12 protein-coding genes and 1 tRNA gene are annotated in these 16,597 nt (G+C 50.2%); 6 read left to right on the forward strand and 7 right to left on the reverse strand.

Going from position 1 to position 16,597, the window contains the following annotated elements; translation table 11 throughout:
- Window positions 1-2: 2 nt before the first annotated feature.
- Together uvrC and uvrY are read right to left on the reverse strand one after the other, a co-directional pair.
- Window positions 3-1,838, reverse strand: coding sequence for an excinuclease ABC subunit UvrC (gene uvrC, locus GW591_RS09820; RefSeq protein ID WP_013576295.1), 1,836 nt, complete (start codon window positions 1,836-1,838; stop codon window positions 3-5).
- Entirely contained in the window at window positions 1,831-2,487 is a 657-nt protein-coding gene (uvrY, locus tag GW591_RS09825) for a UvrY/SirA/GacA family response regulator transcription factor (RefSeq protein WP_013576296.1), read from the reverse strand. Before uvrY ends, uvrC begins: the two co-directional genes overlap by 8 nt.
- Window positions 2,488-3,226: 739 nt before the next feature.
- Here uvrY and GW591_RS09830 point away from each other — a divergent pair.
- The 3 genes from GW591_RS09830 to GW591_RS09840 all read left to right on the forward strand — a co-directional run bounded on the left by GW591_RS09830 (window position 3,227) and on the right by GW591_RS09840 (window position 4,496).
- Entirely contained in the window at window positions 3,227-3,451 is a 225-nt protein-coding gene (locus tag GW591_RS09830; protein ID WP_037037254.1) for a DUF2594 family protein, read from the forward strand.
- A 109-nt stretch (window positions 3,452-3,560) separates the two neighbouring features.
- Window positions 3,561-3,734 carry a hypothetical protein gene (locus GW591_RS09835; RefSeq protein ID WP_162906065.1) on the forward strand — a complete coding sequence of 58 codons (174 nt, stop codon included), beginning with the start codon at window positions 3,561-3,563 and terminating at the stop codon, window positions 3,732-3,734.
- 3 nt (window positions 3,735-3,737) lie between these two features.
- Window positions 3,738-4,496: an AraC family transcriptional regulator gene (locus GW591_RS09840; RefSeq protein WP_112151624.1), complete on the forward strand. Its 759-nt coding sequence runs from the start codon at window positions 3,738-3,740 to the stop codon at window positions 4,494-4,496.
- Here the strand turns inward: GW591_RS09840 and leuA are convergent.
- Both leuA and GW591_RS09850 read right to left on the reverse strand, forming a co-directional pair.
- Entirely contained in the window at window positions 4,483-6,153 is a 1,671-nt protein-coding gene (gene leuA, locus GW591_RS09845) for a 2-isopropylmalate synthase (RefSeq protein WP_013576300.1), read from the reverse strand. The two genes, GW591_RS09840 and leuA, sit on opposite strands and share 14 nt — an antisense overlap.
- Window positions 6,154-6,314: 161 nt before the next feature.
- On the reverse strand, window positions 6,315-6,734 hold the full coding sequence (locus GW591_RS09850; protein WP_013576301.1) for a hypothetical protein: 420 nt from the start codon (window positions 6,732-6,734) through the stop codon (window positions 6,315-6,317).
- A 227-nt stretch (window positions 6,735-6,961) separates the two neighbouring features.
- Between GW591_RS09850 and GW591_RS09855 the strand changes: the two genes are divergently transcribed.
- Window positions 6,962-7,210: a hypothetical protein gene (locus tag GW591_RS09855; protein ID WP_166860509.1), complete on the forward strand. Its 249-nt coding sequence runs from the start codon at window positions 6,962-6,964 to the stop codon at window positions 7,208-7,210.
- Between the two features lie 255 nt (window positions 7,211-7,465).
- On the opposite strand, the gene GW591_RS09860 is transcribed toward GW591_RS09855, so the two are convergent.
- Window positions 7,466-7,541, reverse strand: a tRNA-Lys gene (locus tag GW591_RS09860).
- Window positions 7,542-7,912: 371 nt separating this feature from the next.
- Between GW591_RS09860 and cycA the strand changes: the two genes are divergently transcribed.
- Both cycA and GW591_RS09870 read left to right on the forward strand, forming a co-directional pair.
- Window positions 7,913-9,313, forward strand: coding sequence for a D-serine/D-alanine/glycine transporter (cycA, locus tag GW591_RS09865; RefSeq protein ID WP_013576303.1), 1,401 nt, complete (start codon window positions 7,913-7,915; stop codon window positions 9,311-9,313).
- 404 nt (window positions 9,314-9,717) lie between these two features.
- Window positions 9,718-14,448 carry a glucoamylase family protein gene (locus tag GW591_RS09870; RefSeq protein ID WP_225444893.1) on the forward strand — a complete coding sequence of 1,577 codons (4,731 nt, stop codon included), beginning with the start codon at window positions 9,718-9,720 and terminating at the stop codon, window positions 14,446-14,448.
- Between the two features lie 131 nt (window positions 14,449-14,579).
- Here GW591_RS09870 and GW591_RS09875 read toward each other — a convergent pair whose 3' ends face one another.
- On the reverse strand, window positions 14,580-15,569 hold the full coding sequence (locus GW591_RS09875) for a metal-dependent hydrolase (protein ID WP_013576305.1): 990 nt from the start codon (window positions 15,567-15,569) through the stop codon (window positions 14,580-14,582).
- 9 nt (window positions 15,570-15,578) lie between these two features.
- Entirely contained in the window at window positions 15,579-16,268 is a 690-nt protein-coding gene (gene rutR / locus GW591_RS09880) for an HTH-type transcriptional regulator RutR (protein ID WP_013576306.1), read from the reverse strand.
- Between the last annotated feature and the right edge of the window lie 329 nt (window positions 16,269-16,597).

Genomic DNA, 16,597 nt, shown 5'->3' on the forward strand with positions numbered 1-16,597 from the left:
CCTTAGTGTTTCAACGCATTATGAATCTTTTCTGCCAATGCGATAGAAATACCCGGTACCTGTGCAATTTCCTCTACGCTGGCATTCAGTAATGGCTGAATGCCTCCCATGTATTTCAGTAAAACCTGACGCCGCTTCGGCCCGACGCCTTCAATTTCTTCCAGCGCACTGGTCGTACGGACTTTCGCACGTCTCTGCCGGTGGCCGGTAATCGCATGGTTATGCGAGTCATCACGAATATGCTGGATGACATGCAACGCTGGCGAATCAGCGGGTAACGCAATCCCCTCACCTTCCGGCACAAAGAACAGCGTTTCGAGCCCGGCCTTACGATCCGCACCTTTCGCGATACCAATCAGTAAAGGTTTGGATTTGTCCCACTCCACATTCAGCGAATGAAACACATCCAGCGCCATGCCGAGTTGCCCTTTGCCGCCATCAATAAAGATAACGTCAGGAATTTTATTGTCATCGAGCGTCTTACCATAGCGACGCTGCAATACCTGCGCCATCGCCGCGTAATCATCGCCGGGCGTAATGCCGGTAATGTTGTAGCGTCGGTATTCAGAACGCACCGGGCCATTGCCGTCAAAAACCACGCAGGAAGCGACTGTCTGCTCGCCCATAGTATGGCTGATGTCGAAGCATTCCATACGGTTAATTTCCGCAAGATTCAGTGTTTTTGCCAGTTCAGACAGCCGCTGATGGATTGTCGACTGCTGAGCCAGTTTGGTCGTCAGTGCAGCAGAGGCATTGGTGCGCGCCAGTTTCAGATAACGGGCACGGTCGCCCCGCGGCTTACTCTGGATTTGCACTTTGCGCCCGGCCAGTTCGCTGAGCGAATCGGCCAGCAGATCTTTTTCCGCCAGACTGAAATCCAGCAGAATTTCGCCGGGCAGTGTCCGTTGCTGACTGCCCTGCAAATAGAATTGTCCAACGAAGGTCTGCACCACTTCGCCCAGATCGGTGCCGCCTGGTACTTTCGGGAAATAACTGCGGCTGCCCAACACTTTGCCCTGACGGATAAACAGAACGTGCAGACATGCCATACCTGACTCGAAGCCCACGCCGATCACATCCAGATCTTCGCTGTTACCCGACACGAACTGACGCTCTGTCACGCGGCGTACAGCCTGAATTTGATCTCTTATCCGCCCGGCATCTTCGAAGCGCAGCGCTTTACTGGCTTCTTCCATGCGGTTTACGAGCTGTGTGACGACCTGCTGGTCTTTACCGGACAGGAAAAGGCGAACGTATTCCACCTGATCTTTATAATCTTCCTCACTCACCAGCCCTTTGACACACGGCCCCAGACAGCGACCAATCTGATATTGCAGACAAGGGCGCGAACGGTTGCTGTATACGCTGTTTTCACACTGGCGGATCGGGAAAAGTTTTTGCAGCAGCGCCAGTGTTTCGCGCACGGCATAGGAATTAGGAAAAGGCCCGAAATACTCGCCTTTGGCGTGCTTAGCACCGCGGTGAACTGAAAGTCTTGGATGATTATCCGCGCTGAGGAAGATCAGCGGATACGACTTATCATCGCGTAACAATACGTTATAACGCGGCTGATAAAGTTTGATGTAATTATGTTCGAGGAGCAGCGCTTCGGTTTCCGTGTGGGTCACCGTCACATCGATTTGCGCGATGTTTTTGACCAGCGTTTCGGTTTTGCGGCTGGAAACCTGGACGCGAAAATAACTCGAAAGACGTTTTTTGAGGTCTTTGGCTTTACCTACGTAGATTACGGTGCCGCTGGCGTCATACATTCTGTAGACGCCAGGCTGGCTGGTGACCGTTTTCAAAAAGGCTTTTGGGTCGAAACGCTCATCACTCACTGCCTGATAAAGTCTCCGTATTGAACAAACCGTGCCGGATTGCCAGATGTGTTAACTCAACATCACCGCTGATATTTAATTTACTAAACATCCGATAACGATAACTGTTAACTGTCTTCGGGCTCAAGTTCAGCTGTTCAGAAATTTCATTGACCTTTTGTCCCTTAGTGATCATCAGCATGATCTGCAGTTCACGCTCGGATAAGGAATCAAAAGGCGTTTCAGATTGTGGTTCAATCTGGCTCAGTGCCATTTGCTGAGCAATGTCGGAGGCAATATAACGCTGACCCGAATCAACCAGACGGATAGCATTGACCACTTCCTGTGGAGCTGCGCCTTTGCTCAGGTAACCGGAAGCCCCCGCCTGCATCACTTTGGCCGGTAGCGGGTTTTCAGTATAGATCGTTAACATGATGATCTTGATATCTGGCGAAAAGCGGACAATTTTCTTGGTCGCTTCAAGCCCGCCAATACCTGGCATGTTCATATCCATCAGGACAATATCAACGTCATTGGTCCGACACCATTTGACGGCATCTTCACCGCATTGCGCCTCACCAACAACTTTGATGCCTTTGATATCTTCAAGAATGCGTCGGATCCCTGCGCGCACCAGTTCGTGGTCATCAACAAGAAGAACGCTTATCAAAGAGAATTCTCCAAAAAATAAGGGCAACACACCGTCAGGGACTTCACGCTTGTCTTACGTAAACCTACGTATCGAACATTAAAAATTTGCTCTCAGACAGCTTATAAATGAAGAGAAGGTGGCAAATAAGAGGCCAATATCAACTAACTCGCCCCACTACCGCTCATCGGTAGTATTTTTAAAGCAGAAAGACACAGTTATTTATTATAGCCCGCGTATTTTACTCTATCAGACGTTCCTGACCAAGGAATGTCTGCAAAAAACTACTTTGCTGAATGTAAATGAGAAGTACCACCAACTGTATTAATAAATTATTAAAAATACGTGTCTAATCAAAGATCAAGCAGAAAAATCTGCGGTCTCTTTTAAGCGGTAAGTAAATAACTCCAGGCCCTTACTCATATCTGAAACTCTCTTTACGCCATGCTGGCTATTTAAGCGTCAGCACTGTCACTTCATATATCTATGATATATCCAATTATTATTTGCGATCGCACGAATTGATGATGGCTTATATGAATAAGTCTGCACATAAAGATGAAAAATTCTCAATCCCCCATTACGTTTAGTATTCTTTACTCATTGTCCGGAAACACTATATGCAGACGCTTAACCTCCCGTTTTAAGCGGCCATTCTGGCCTTGCCCTAAAACGTGCCAACTATGCTAAAATGCGGCCACTTTTCACCTGTTCAGAATTCGGTGCGCTGCCTGACAGCTTGCCTGAGGGGATACAAATAATGAGTAATTGCGATTTTACGACTGAAGCAAACGTTGAAACACTGGCAACAGAAGTTGCCTGCCTGAAAGCCACCCTGACCCTGATCCTCAAAGCGATTGGCCAGGCTGATGCAGGTAAAGTGATGCTGAACATGGAGCGTTTTGTCGCGCAGATGGAAGACGAACAGCAGGCTGCCGTGTTCAAAAATTCCCTGCAGCAAATCAAGTTTGCTTACCGTCAGTAATGCTATTTCAGAGTCTGTCACCCTGACAGGCTCTGCCTCTCTCCGCCCGGTTATTCCCCGCAATGTCTGCTATAATCATGCCCTGCATTCATTCAATGAGGACATAAGCATGAGCGACGAAAAGAATAAAGAAAACAAAAGCAAAGCCGACGAAGTCCATGTCAGTGACGGGCTGGGAGAACTGTTTGAAGTTTCTGAACAACTGACGGAAGAAGAAATTGAAAAAGCGGCAGAAGAAGCCAAACAAGCCGTAGAAGACGCCAAAAAACAGAAAAATCATTGATCAATGCATCACAACTTCCTTGCCCCGCATCAGGTGCTTGCGCCTCTGGCTATTGATTATCAACATGGTGACAGCGAGCCAGCCCACAGTCACAACTGCTCACAACTGATTCATACGCTATCCGGTATTGTAGAAGTGCATACGTCGCTCGGCACCTGGATGGTGCCGCCCGGGCGCGGGGTCTGGCTGCCTGCAGAGGTTGAACACAGTCTGCGTTTTATCGGCGGTGTAAAGGCCCGCACGCTGTTTGTCGATCCCCTCGCCCGTGCTGACTTACCTGCGCAATGTCAGGTAGTGCAGATTTCTCCGCTGCTGCGTGAACTGATTTTGGCCTCGCTGACTATTCCGGCCGATTATCTGCCCGGCGGGCGCGATGAACGCATCATGGAATTATTGCTTGATGAACTGCGTCTGTTGCCGACACTGCCTCTTTATCTGCCGGAACCCAACGAGCCGGAGCTGAGCGGGCTTTGCCAGCAAATTCGTGCAGATCTTTGTTCAACGTGGGAACTGGAAGATGTCGCGCAACGTCTGAATATCAGCAGCCGAACGCTCTCACGCCGTTTCCAGCGTGAAACGGGATTACGTTTCAGTGACTGGGTTCGCCAGGCAAAATTGCTCGAAGCACTGAACCAGCTTGCCGTTGGCGTTTCAGTTATTGATGTGGCGCTGGCACTCGGCTACGACAGCCCGAGTGCCTTCAGTGCGATGTTTCGCCGGTCGCTTGGCGTCTCACCCAGCGAATATTTTAATCAGTCATAATGGCGCTGGCTGCATTGAACAGTGCCTGCAATGAAGCACTGGACACATCGCTGTCAATCCCCACGCCATAACACGTTTCGCCCAACCTCCCCCGACAGCTCAGATACGCCACCGCGCGACTGTGGCTCTGATGTCCCAGCGTATGTTCATGATAATCGCCGATTTCCAGGAGCACATCGTAACTGCGACGCAATGCATCCGCTGCACCGGACAGCAAACCGTTACCGCTACCCGTAATATGTTGTTCTTCATTACGATAGCGGATCCGCGCACTGAAATGGCAGACGTTTTGCTCATCGCTGCGGATGTCATAACTGAGCAATTTCACCACGGGCAGATCGGTTAACCCGTAACGCTGCCGGAACAGTCGCCAGATATCGCTGGTGCTCATTTCCTTGCCATGCGTATCGGTTTCACGCTGCACCGCTTTACTGAAATCAATTTGCAAACCGCGCGGCAATTTCAGCCCGTGATTCTGTTCCAGCAACCAGGCCGCCCCGCTTTTCCCGGACTGGCTGTTCACGCGGATCACCGCTTCATAACTGCAACCGACATCCGCAGGATCTAACGGCAGATACGGCACGCGCCAGACCGTGCTCTCTGATGTTTTCTGTGCAGCAAACCCTTTTTTGATGGCGTCCTGATGCGAGCCCGAAAATGCCGTAAACACCAGTTCACCGGCATACGGATGGCGCGGATGCACCGGTAACTGGTTACATTCCTCCACCGCCTCGACAATCGTCTGCAAATTGCTGAAATCCAGCTGCGGCGAGATGCCCTGCGTGTAAAGGTTCAGCGCCAGCGTCACAATATCCACGTTGCCGGTGCGTTCACCGTTACCAAAAAGACATCCTTCCACACGGTCGGCACCGGCCAGCATCGCCAGCTCAGCACAGGCCACACCGGTTCCGCGGTCATTGTGCGGATGAACGCTGATGGAAACCTGTTCGCGGTGGCTGAAATGACGGCAGAACCATTCAATCTGGTCGGCATAAACATTCGGTGTGCTGACTTCTACTGTTGCCGGTAAATTAATGATCATCGGCCTTTCATTGCCCGGTTTCCAGACATCCGCCACGGCTTCACACACTTCCAGCGCAAACTCCAGTTCAGTGAAGCAGAAGGTTTCCGGTGAATACTCAAATGTCCATTCAGTTTGCGAATATTGCCCGCACAACTGACGAATTTGCTGAGCGCCGCGAACCGCCAGCTCGCGCGTTGCGGCCTGATCCTGATTAAATACCACTTCACGGAACACAGGCGCAGTGGCGTTATATAAATGCACAATGGCACGCGGCACATCTTTGAGTGCCTCGAAGGTGCGGGCAATCAGATCCGGCCGCGAAGGCGTCAGCACCTGAATCACCACATCATCCGGGATGAGCTTCTCTTCAATCAGGCTGCGGACAAAATCAAAATCGGTTTGTGAAGCCGAGGGAAACGCCACCTCAATCTGCTTAAAACCACACTTCACCAGCAAATCAAAAAACTGACGCTTACGGGCATTATCCATGGGTTCTGCAAGCGCCTGATTGCCGTCACGCAAATCACTTGAACACCATTGCGGCGCTTTACAGAGCACATTTCCTGGCCACTGGCGATCGGGTAAATTCACCTGCGGGAAGGGGCGATATTTTTGCGACGGGTCGTTTAACATACGATTCTCCTTTTATCATTGGGCAGCGGTTATGTTCCGTTAAATCCATAGTACGCAAACGATAACTTCCTGCGCCTGACTAACTGACAGTCACCCTCGCAAAACGGACAAAAAGAAAATGATCATAAAAAAACCCGCATTCTGCGGGTTTATTCATTTTGTTATTTATTGCCGCTGCCTTCCGGCCGGATATTGTAGGTTCCGAAGAAGCTGCGATCCGTTTCCAGACTGATACTTTTACCATTCGCATCAACGGTAATCGAACCTGATGTCTTGGTCAGCGCGCAGGCAATGCGAACATCAATAGTGCGCATCCCGTTCGGCACATTCAAATCCACGTACTGATTAAAATGTAGGGAAGCCACGGTTTGTCCGTCTAAAAACACTATCAGCGGACAGGTTTTCTCAAACGGCACGACTGACCACTGATCTAAACGGTGTAAACGGATGTGGGTCTGCCCTGCCGGCGCTGCCGAGCTGGCGTTAGCGAAAGATGACTTGACCTGCAGCGTCGGTTCATAAGGATTGGCCGCACACCCGGCTAAAAATAAAGCAGCCAAGGCCACCAGTGTTTTTTTCATCGTTATCTCCCTGAGTTTATGCACGAATGATAGCAGTGTGCGCGCAGCGGGCAACAAAAAACCGGTGGGAGCGGGTACGGAGTGTCCGCAAGCGTAAAAAAGTCATCTAAATCTGTGACGTTAGTACAAAAAAACATCACCCGAATTGCTAATAGTCCTCCACTGGTATTTGATATTCTTGTTAGGATTTATCCGATCAGTCGTTCAACTCAGTTTCAGGAATCACTATGTACAGCTACACATTAATCGCCCCCGCAGGGATCGTTAAAGCCTACGAAGACGAATTCCGCGACAAAGGGATTGAGTTACTGGTTGCCAAACAGAATCGTTCGGAGACGGTCGTCTTGCGCAGTGACCGGTTCACCGAAGAAAGCACATTTATCACGCACGTTCATCTGCTGATCTTCAGCCTGTGCATGCGTGTACAAAAACAACTCAAAAATGGCAATACACCCAATACCACCATTATGTATTGATGCATTCCTGCACTTAACACTGTTTTGGCCTCAAACCGGGGCCTGACAGCTATTCCCTGTATTTCTTCCTTCTGCTCATCTTTATATGCCATAAAAATATTCCTGCCAGATTGCGTAAATAAACGACAAACCGTTGAGGTTTATTTCCCGACAGGCGATGACTTTATTAGCAGTGCATAAAACAGAGGAACTGACGGATTAAAGAAGAAGGGAAATAAAAGCAGAAGGAGCTTAATGCATTGATTAATCATTTGTTGGTGGGTCGTGGCGGGTTCGAACCGCCGACCAATTGATTAAGAGTCAACTGCTCTACCGACTGAGCTAACGACCCAACGGGACGGATTATTCTCCTCTGCAAGGATGATGTCAAACGCTTACCCTCACTTTTTTGCCGTTATTTTCATTAATATTTGTGAAGCTCATCACTCTTAAAAACGCTATTATTCCCACCGTCTCTGAAGAGACTTGATTAATTAACACTCAGTTATCCGCGATGTAAAAATTACGATACATTTTTTCCGTTGGCATTTTTCATGCCAGTTATAATAAATGCGCACTTAACATTACTATTACAACGTTCACGCACGCTGTCGTTCCGGTCGTGGTGACCAAAGGGCCACTCAGAGCTCAAAAAATTGACGTAAATGAATGCGATATGGCGGAGTTCATACGCAAAAAGCAAAAAACAGGAATCAATACAACATGCAAGAAGAGTCAAAAATCCTCGTCCAGCCTGGGGAAGAGAACGCTGAAGGTTTGCGGCGAAATCTTTCCAACCGTCATATCCAGCTCATTGCCATTGGCGGCGCGATCGGTACCGGCCTGTTTATGGGCTCAGGCAAAACCATCAGCCTCGCCGGTCCGTCCATCATCTTCGTCTACATGATCATCGGCTTTATGCTGTTTTTCGTCATGCGCGCGATGGGCGAACTGTTACTGTCCAACCTCGAATACAAATCTTTCAGTGACTTTGCCGCCGACCTGCTGGGCCCGTGGGCCGGGTATTTCACCGGCTGGACCTACTGGTTCTGCTGGGTGGTCACCGGCATCGCCGACGTCGTCGCTATCACCGCTTACGCACAGTTCTGGTTCCCCGGACTGTCGCAATGGGTCGCATCCCTGCTCTGCGTGCTGGTGCTGCTGAGCCTCAATCTCGCTACTGTGAAAATGTTCGGTGAGATGGAATTCTGGTTCGCGATGATCAAAATCGTCGCCATCGTCGGGCTGATTATCGCCGGGCTGGTGATGGTGCTGACGCACTTCCAGACGCCGACCGGCACCGTCGCGTCCTTCAGCAATCTGTGGAATGACGGCGGGTTCTTCCCGAAAGGCGTGAGCGGTTTCTTTGCCGGTTTCCAGATAGCGGTGTTCGCGTTTGTCGGTATCGAACTGGTGGGCACCACCGCCGCTGAAACTAAAGATCCGCAGAAATCCCTGCCGCGCGCCATCAACGCCATTCCGCTGCGCATCATCATGTTCTATGTGTTCTCACTGATCATGATTATGTCGGTGACACCCTGGAGCCATGTGGTGGCGGATAAAAGCCCGTTCGTTGAACTGTTCGTACTTGCCGGTCTTCCGGCTGCGGCGAGCATTATCAACTTTGTAGTGCTGACTTCGGCGGCCTCTTCCGCCAACAGTGGCGTATTCTCCACCAGTCGCATGTTGTTCGGTCTGGCACAGGAAGGCAATGCGCCGAAAGCGTTCGGCAAGCTCTCTTCCCGCGCTGTACCGTCGAACGGCCTGACATTTTCCTGCATCTGCCTGCTCGGCGGTGTGGTGCTGATTTACCTGATCCCGAATGTGGTGACGGTCTTCACGCTGGTCACGACCGTTTCGGCGATTCTGTTTATGTTCGTCTGGACCATCATCCTCTGCTCTTATCTGGTCTACCGCCGTCAACGCCCGCAACTGCACGAAGCTTCAATCTACAAAATGCCGCTCGGCAAACTGATGTGCTGGGTCTGTATGGCATTCTTTGCTTTTGTTCTGGTACTGCTGACCTTGCAGGATGATACCCGTCAGGCGTTACTCGTCACGCCGCTGTGGTTTGTGATTCTGGCGATTGGCTACGGGTTGCGCAGACGCAGACGCCAGTCCTGATTGCACGAATATACTGCCAAAGGTATTTGGTAATCACAGTGTCCTGAATTACTGAGGAGCATAAAAACCCTCCTCAGTAATTATCTCTCATTAATTATTAATCTCTTTTTTATTATAAAGGCGCTGCAAATCCTTTGCGGTACTTTCATTTAAATATTTAAATCATAAACATTCACTAAAAAATATAATTTCCTCTGCGTGATTATTTATGATACACGCCCGCCTCATACCTTAGTTAGCATTAAATTGAATTTAATGTCGATTAGCGTGAGGTCTATATTATGTGTTCTGCAAAGCAAGATGTACAACCAGAAATTATCATTCAGGATAATGACCCCTCTATTATTTATACCGGAAACTGGACCCGATATACCGGACGAGCATACAGCGATGATGGTGCAAGTATGGCGTTGTATGATAACGGTAAGTATTTTGAATACACATTTACCGGTTCCGGCATTGGGTATTACAGCGAAGGAAATACCGATCAGGGCGAAATAGATTTTTATCTTGATGGCGTGTTACACGGTACGGCAACAACCAAAACTTCAACGCGCCAGTACAGCGATCTTATTTATTATATTACCGACATATCGCCCGGAGAACATACTTTTAAAGGGGTGAAAAAAAACGGATCCTGGATGCTGCTTGATCAGCTTAAAGTGTATAACGATGCCGCGCTTACCGCTGAAGTAGAGCAATTTTTGGGCGCAGGCAGTGAAGGGACAGCACGGCTTCAGTTCAATCAATCGCTGGATAGCCAAAGCGGAACTGAACCGGGAAATTATCAGTTGAACAACGGAGCAAGCGTTATCTCCGTCACTTTAAGCAATGACCGAAAAACTGCTGACCTCACCATTACCGGGCTGACCACGCAAACGGATTACACACTCACGTTGAGCCAAATCAGCAACCAGATTCTGACCACCACCGTTCAAAATCAGACCTTTACGCTAAACTACACTGCACTTCCTGCGGAACAGGTTTATGACGACCCGGTCGCCGACATTGTATATGCCGGTAAGTGGACGCACAGCACGAACCGTACACAAAGTATCTTTTATCACACCACCTCGTATACCCAGAGTAATAACTCTGCGACCTTTACACTAAACTTTATTGGTACCGGTATTTCTTATATTGCCGAAAGCAGTAGCGATCAGGGTGATGTTGAAATTTATATTGATGGTGTGTCTCAGGGCAGAATAAGCACCTGGTCTTCCACCCATCTGGACAGCCATATTCTGTATCAAAAGGTGGATTTACCGTTTGGTTCACACACGATTCAGGGAATTAAACGTTCGGGGTCTTATGCACATCTGGATGCATTAAAAGTCTACAATGCCGGTGATCTTGAAATTGTTGAAACCACTACCGACAGTAATAACAATATTCTGGTGACGTTTAACCAGGCTCTGGATTCAACGAGTGCGTTAACTCTCACTAACTCTGTGCTGGATAATAGTGGCGTTATTCAAAGTGTCGCGCTGGATGATTTAAAAACCACACTGACACTTAATGTGCCTGACTTACAAACTGGAATTCCCTATACCCTGACTTTCCACGGATTTAAAAATGAGATCCTGACGAAAGATTTTGCCGATATTCAGGCCACGTTTACTTACAACCAGGGCATGAAGTATTACTACACCTTTGATGATGAAACTGACGGGGCTTTCTTAGAGACCATTAATAACCAACGTAGTGCAATAAGCCAGGGACAAGCCCCCTCGCTGGTGACGGCAAAGCTCAACAATGGTATCGATTTTGCCAGCGGGCAGCCGGGTTATATTGATTTAGGCGTGCTTGATTGTTTGCAATATTCCGCCTTTACCGTGGAAGCCTGGATATACCCGCGTTCAACAGCGATGAGCATGATCGTCAGCCAGGATACGCGTAATAACAACAACCAGCGCTGGCAGCTTTACACCCAGGACAATCAGCTGGTTTGCACGATGTCGAATGATACCAACAGCACCTCATTTACTTTAAAAACCAAGTCTTTTATTCCGCTGAATGCCTGGACCCACGTCGCCATTTTGCGCCAGGGTGATGAATATGCCCTGGCCGTTAACGGCAATATGGCGATGACAGGCGGCAGTAACGTGGTGCAAACGAACGTCACCACTTCGGTGAAAGTGGGCGGACGGCTGGATACCAACGGCGCGGTGACGGATGCTTTCGACGGTATCATTGATGAAGTTAAATTCTTTGATTCACAGATAAGCCCGCAAACGTTGAGCGGGCATTATCGTCAACTGGCCGACACGAACTTCAACCTTCAGGCGAGTAACGGCACGCTGAAAGCTGCGTTTGTTCACCCGCAATCTGTCGAGCCTGTGCTGAGTGATTTCCGGACACACCTCAAAGTGAACAGTGAAATGCGCGTGGGTTTGCCAATAACTGGTTTTGTGTGGGATGCGGCAAGCAATACGGCAACACTCTCTTTCACGCCACTCGAACTTGCGGCGGTTGAACAAAATATCATCTTCACCGTGCGTTATCGGGAGTTGCCTGTCGATGCGGATTTCTCGCTGGAACCGACCACGATAGCCGCGCCTTCCCTCTCGTCACTGGTATTAAACGGTTCGTTACTGACGCGCGAAATTTTACGCCCGGATTATCTTTTTACTGACCCCGGCGGTTTTGCAGAAAATGGCAGTGAATACCTGTGGGAAGTGGCGGGCAGTACGACTGGCCCATTCAGTACCATCAACGGGTTGCATACCCGCACAATGATGCTGTTGCCTGAGCACAACGGGAAATATATTCGTGTCACGGTTACACCGCGCAATGAACGCCTGTGCTTTGGTGAGTCACAATCTGTGATTGTCGGGCCTGTCGTTGCGCGAAGTGGCAACCCGCGAACCGACTGGTTCCGCAATGCGCACTACGGCGTATCGCACCATTTCCTGCCTAACTATCTCAATCTCTCATCGGATATTCCGCAAGATGAGAAATGGCAGCCGGGCGAAAGCTGGGACGATTTCCTCAGTACTTTTGACGTGCAGGCTTATGCCAAAGCCGTCAGCGAAACGGGGGCGGGATTTGTTCTGCTGACGATGGATCAACATGCCGGATATAACCTTGGCCCGAATAAAACTCATGACGCCATTCTGGATATTGAACCTGGCGTGCGCAGCGCCATTCGTGATTTGCCGCTGGAAATGGCTCAGGAACTGGCGAAATACGATATCAAACTGATGTTGTACATGATGGGTTACGCGCCTGCTAAAGCCAGCCTGGTCTATTACGATGATGACGCGAATCAGCACTCGCCGGATCGCTGGGGTGACATGCTGGTCCCGCATCTGTACGAATGCTCCCCGTTTGACAACGTTATCACGTCAGAAACCACGCGCATGAATTACGCGGTGGTAAGAGAGTTTGGTGAACGCTACGGTGATTTGTTAGCAGGCTGGTGGTTCGATGGCATGTGGAATAACTACACCGACATGAGCCAGCCCTACAATATCAATGACGTGGTGGACGGCTCGCGGGCGGGGAATCCGGACCGAATTGTCACCGGGATTGGTGTTCATACCCTGACTTACACGGATTACTCAGCGGGTGAATCCTACGGCTCGAAAAATGCCGAAGGCAACTATGTGATGACTGACCTGCCGGACACACGCTGGGACAGCAACGACGGCTATCATCAGTGGTTCCGCTGGATAGCACTCGGTAACCAGACGGTGAATGCGGGCTGGGGCGCGATGGGTTCAAGCGATACCGGTAAACATTACGACACCGACGCGCTCGCCCAATGGGTGAAAGACGTAGCTGCCCGTGATGGCGTGGCCTGTATGGATATTCGCATCAACCGTTTCGGAGAACTGGACCCGATTGTTTCTCAACAACTTGCGGCCGTCAACGCGGCAGTTTATCCATCCCTCGATGACGAGCAGTTGCTTGATAAAGTACAGCAAACCACGCTGCGCTATTTCTGGGACTACGCACACCCGACCAGCGGTCTGGCTTTTGAGCGGTTATATCGCAACAGCGATGCCGGGCCTGATGAACCCATTGCGATTGGGGGGAGCGGTTTTGGCATCATGGGGATTTTAGTGGCGATTGAGCGCGGTTTCGTCAGTCGTGAGGATGGCTACGACCGCATTAACAAAATGGTCGATTTCCTTGGCGGGCCGACCACGCGCTACAAAGGGGCCTGGCCGCACTGGATTAACGGCAGCACGGGCGCGACCATTCCGTTTGGTTCCGATGATAACGGTGCCGATCTGGTGGAAACGTCGTATATGGTGCAGGGCTTGTTAACAGCGCGTCAGTATTTTAACGACACTGCGCTGACGGACAAAATCAACGCCCTCTGGCATGACATTGACTGGAACTACTTCACCAATAACAGCAACAGCCTGTACTGGCATATCGATAAAGATTTGCAGTTCACCATGGGGATGAAAATCACCGGCTGGAATGAGGCGATGATAACCTATCTTTTGGCTATCGCTTCTCCGACGCATGCCATCGACCCGGCACTCTGGAAAAGTGGCTGGTCACAGGGAAGTTATAACAACAAAAACAAAGTCTATTACGACATCACGTTGCCGATCGGCCCGACGATGGGCGGCCCGATGTTCTTTATGCATTACTCGTTCCTCGGTTTTGACCCGCGTAACCTGCGGGACAGTGCTAATAACGTGAATTATTTCCAGCAGGGTGAAGCGCAAAGCCAGATCCAGCAGGCTTACAGTATCGATAATCCTGGCGGATTTAACGGCTATGCAGAAAATTACTGGGGACTGACATCGGGTTACGGGCCTGCAGGTTATGCAAGTCATGATCCAACGTCTGATGACGGCACGATTACCCTTACCGCTGCACTATGTGACTTACCTTATTTACCTGAAGCGTCGATGGCAGCGCTGCGCCATTTTTATGACGACCTGGGAAATGCGCTGTGGACAGAGAAATGCGGGTTTATTGATGGTGTTAATCTTTCCAAAAACTGGTATTCCGATGGATATCTGGCCATCGACCAGGGGCCAATCATTGGCATGATTGAAAACCATCGTAGTGGATTGTTATGGCGCTATTTTATGACCTGCCCTGAAATTCAGCAGGCCTTATCTCTTATCGGTTTTGTCGATGATGACATTCCGCCACGTGAGAGTTAATTAACGGTCGGATCTCCGGTGTTTGTCTGCGAGAGTCAATGCAGGCAAACACTTCCCACCGTTATGACAACACTTTGATGCTAACACCTCAGTCCGGGGGAGCCCACGGGCTCCTTTTGCTTTATTGCAGATTACTCCACTTCCAGCGCCTGTCTGAACTGATCCCACATTTTCACCGCCGACGGTCTGGCTGATGCCACTTTCACCGGCAGTTCTGGTGGTGCACCGGCTTTCATCTCGCCGAGATCGAACACAAAGGTGTAATCCGGTTCCTGCCCCATACGTAAATCGCTGACCAGAATATGGCCGCCCTGCTCTTTTACGCTGAAAAAGCCGTGGCTGAACCAGGCGACACGCGCCAGAAAGGCATTATCTTTGTGTGCTTCATACAACGCTTCGCCGCGCGGATAGAAGCGGAAACGGATCGGCGAATCCGGATGCAGCAGCGAGGTAAACCCTTCGCCGTAACTGTCTTTACTCATCACCACCACACGCCACACCAGCGAATTGAGCGGGGTCGGCGTGACCAGAATCTGTGTGCTTTCGATGTTCTGGCGTTGTAATTCCTCGCCCACATGCCGCGTCACCTGATGTTGCTCGAAGGCGGTACAGGCCAGATATAAACAACTCACGCCCAGCAGCACGTTATTCCACATGATCCCACGCTGTTGCTCGCGGTACAGCGCCAGCCCGACGCCGATGATCAGCGGTAAGGTATAAAGCGGATCGACGATGAAAATGCTGCCGACCGCAAACGGATAGTTTGTGAATGGCAATCCAAGCTGCGTGCCGTACACCGTCATCAGATCCAGCAACGGATGAGTGATCAGTGCCAGCCAGACCGCGCCCCACCAGCGTTTGAAATGCTGCCCGCCGCTGAGCAATTTTGCCATCAGCCAGGCAATCAGCGGCGAAACCAGCGTCAGATAAAACAGCGCATGGCTTTCGGTGCGATGCAGGGTCATATTGCTGATGGCGTCACCGTGATCGTAAAACACATCCAGATCGGGCAAGGTTCCGCATACCGCGCCAGCCAGTGCAGATTTCCACACCGGCACCCGTTTGCCCATCACCGCAATGCCGACCGCAGCGCCAAGAACTAATTGTGAAACCGAATCCATTCTGCCCTCTCAGACCCGAAGCTGAATGCCTTCGGTAATAATGCGCTGCACGTTACTCACCGTTTGTTCAAAGAACTCAGGATCACTGAGCGTTTTGCCGGTGATGGCTTCGACCTGCACGCCGAAATCGGCGTAATGCTGCGTGGTCGCCCACAGCATAAATATCAGTTGCATCGGATCAACAGGTGCGATCAGTTCTGCTTTAATCCAGCCGCGTATCACATCCGATTTATCTTCCACCAGCGTTTTCAGGCTACCGCCCAGTTCCTGTTTCAGCAGCGGCGCGCCCTGCACCATCTCCAGACAAAACAGCTTTGATGCCTGCGGGTGATCGCGCGAAACGCACAGCTTCAGGCGGATATATTCCCGGATAGCTTCCAGCGGATGTTGATCCGACTGCAACGCTTTCAGCGGCGCCAGCCAGATATCCAGCAACCCTTTGAGCACCGCGATATACAAATCTTCTTTCGACGGGAAGTAATACAGCAGATTGGTTTTGGACACGTCGGCGCGCTCGGCAACCTGATCCAGACTGGTGCCATGCATGCCGTACAACGAAAAGAACTCCAGCGCCGCCGCCATGATATTGCTGCGTTTGGCGGCGACGGCCCGCGAGCGTCGCGTCGGCGCTTTCGCCGCCGTCTGGCGGGATTTTTTCTCTCCGGCGTGAGGCAACGGAGGTTCAACCAATGGCTTCACAATGTCTCCCTGAGACAAACAGCAAGACGGAAATCATAACAAATGGAGGTACAAGCGACTATCGCTAAGCCTGTCGATGATGAAAGTAACACCAAAGACAATAAACATTAACCACAAAGAGTTATCCGCTTAACAAATTTGCACCATTTTTGTTCAATCCTGCCTGATAGATGTGCAGTTATTTTTGACCAGATGGTCTGAAACAGACCATTTGCTCCACCTGAAAACGAAACACATTTTTAACTCATTGATAACACTGCGCATTCTAAAAGTGGCATCACGTTTGCAATAGCTTTCCCGTCAGGAGATTTCAGCACGGTGCAATTCGG

The sequence above is a fragment of the Rahnella aceris genome, assembly GCF_011684115.1.
GTDB classification, from domain to species: Bacteria; Pseudomonadota; Gammaproteobacteria; order Enterobacterales; family Enterobacteriaceae; genus Rahnella; species Rahnella aceris.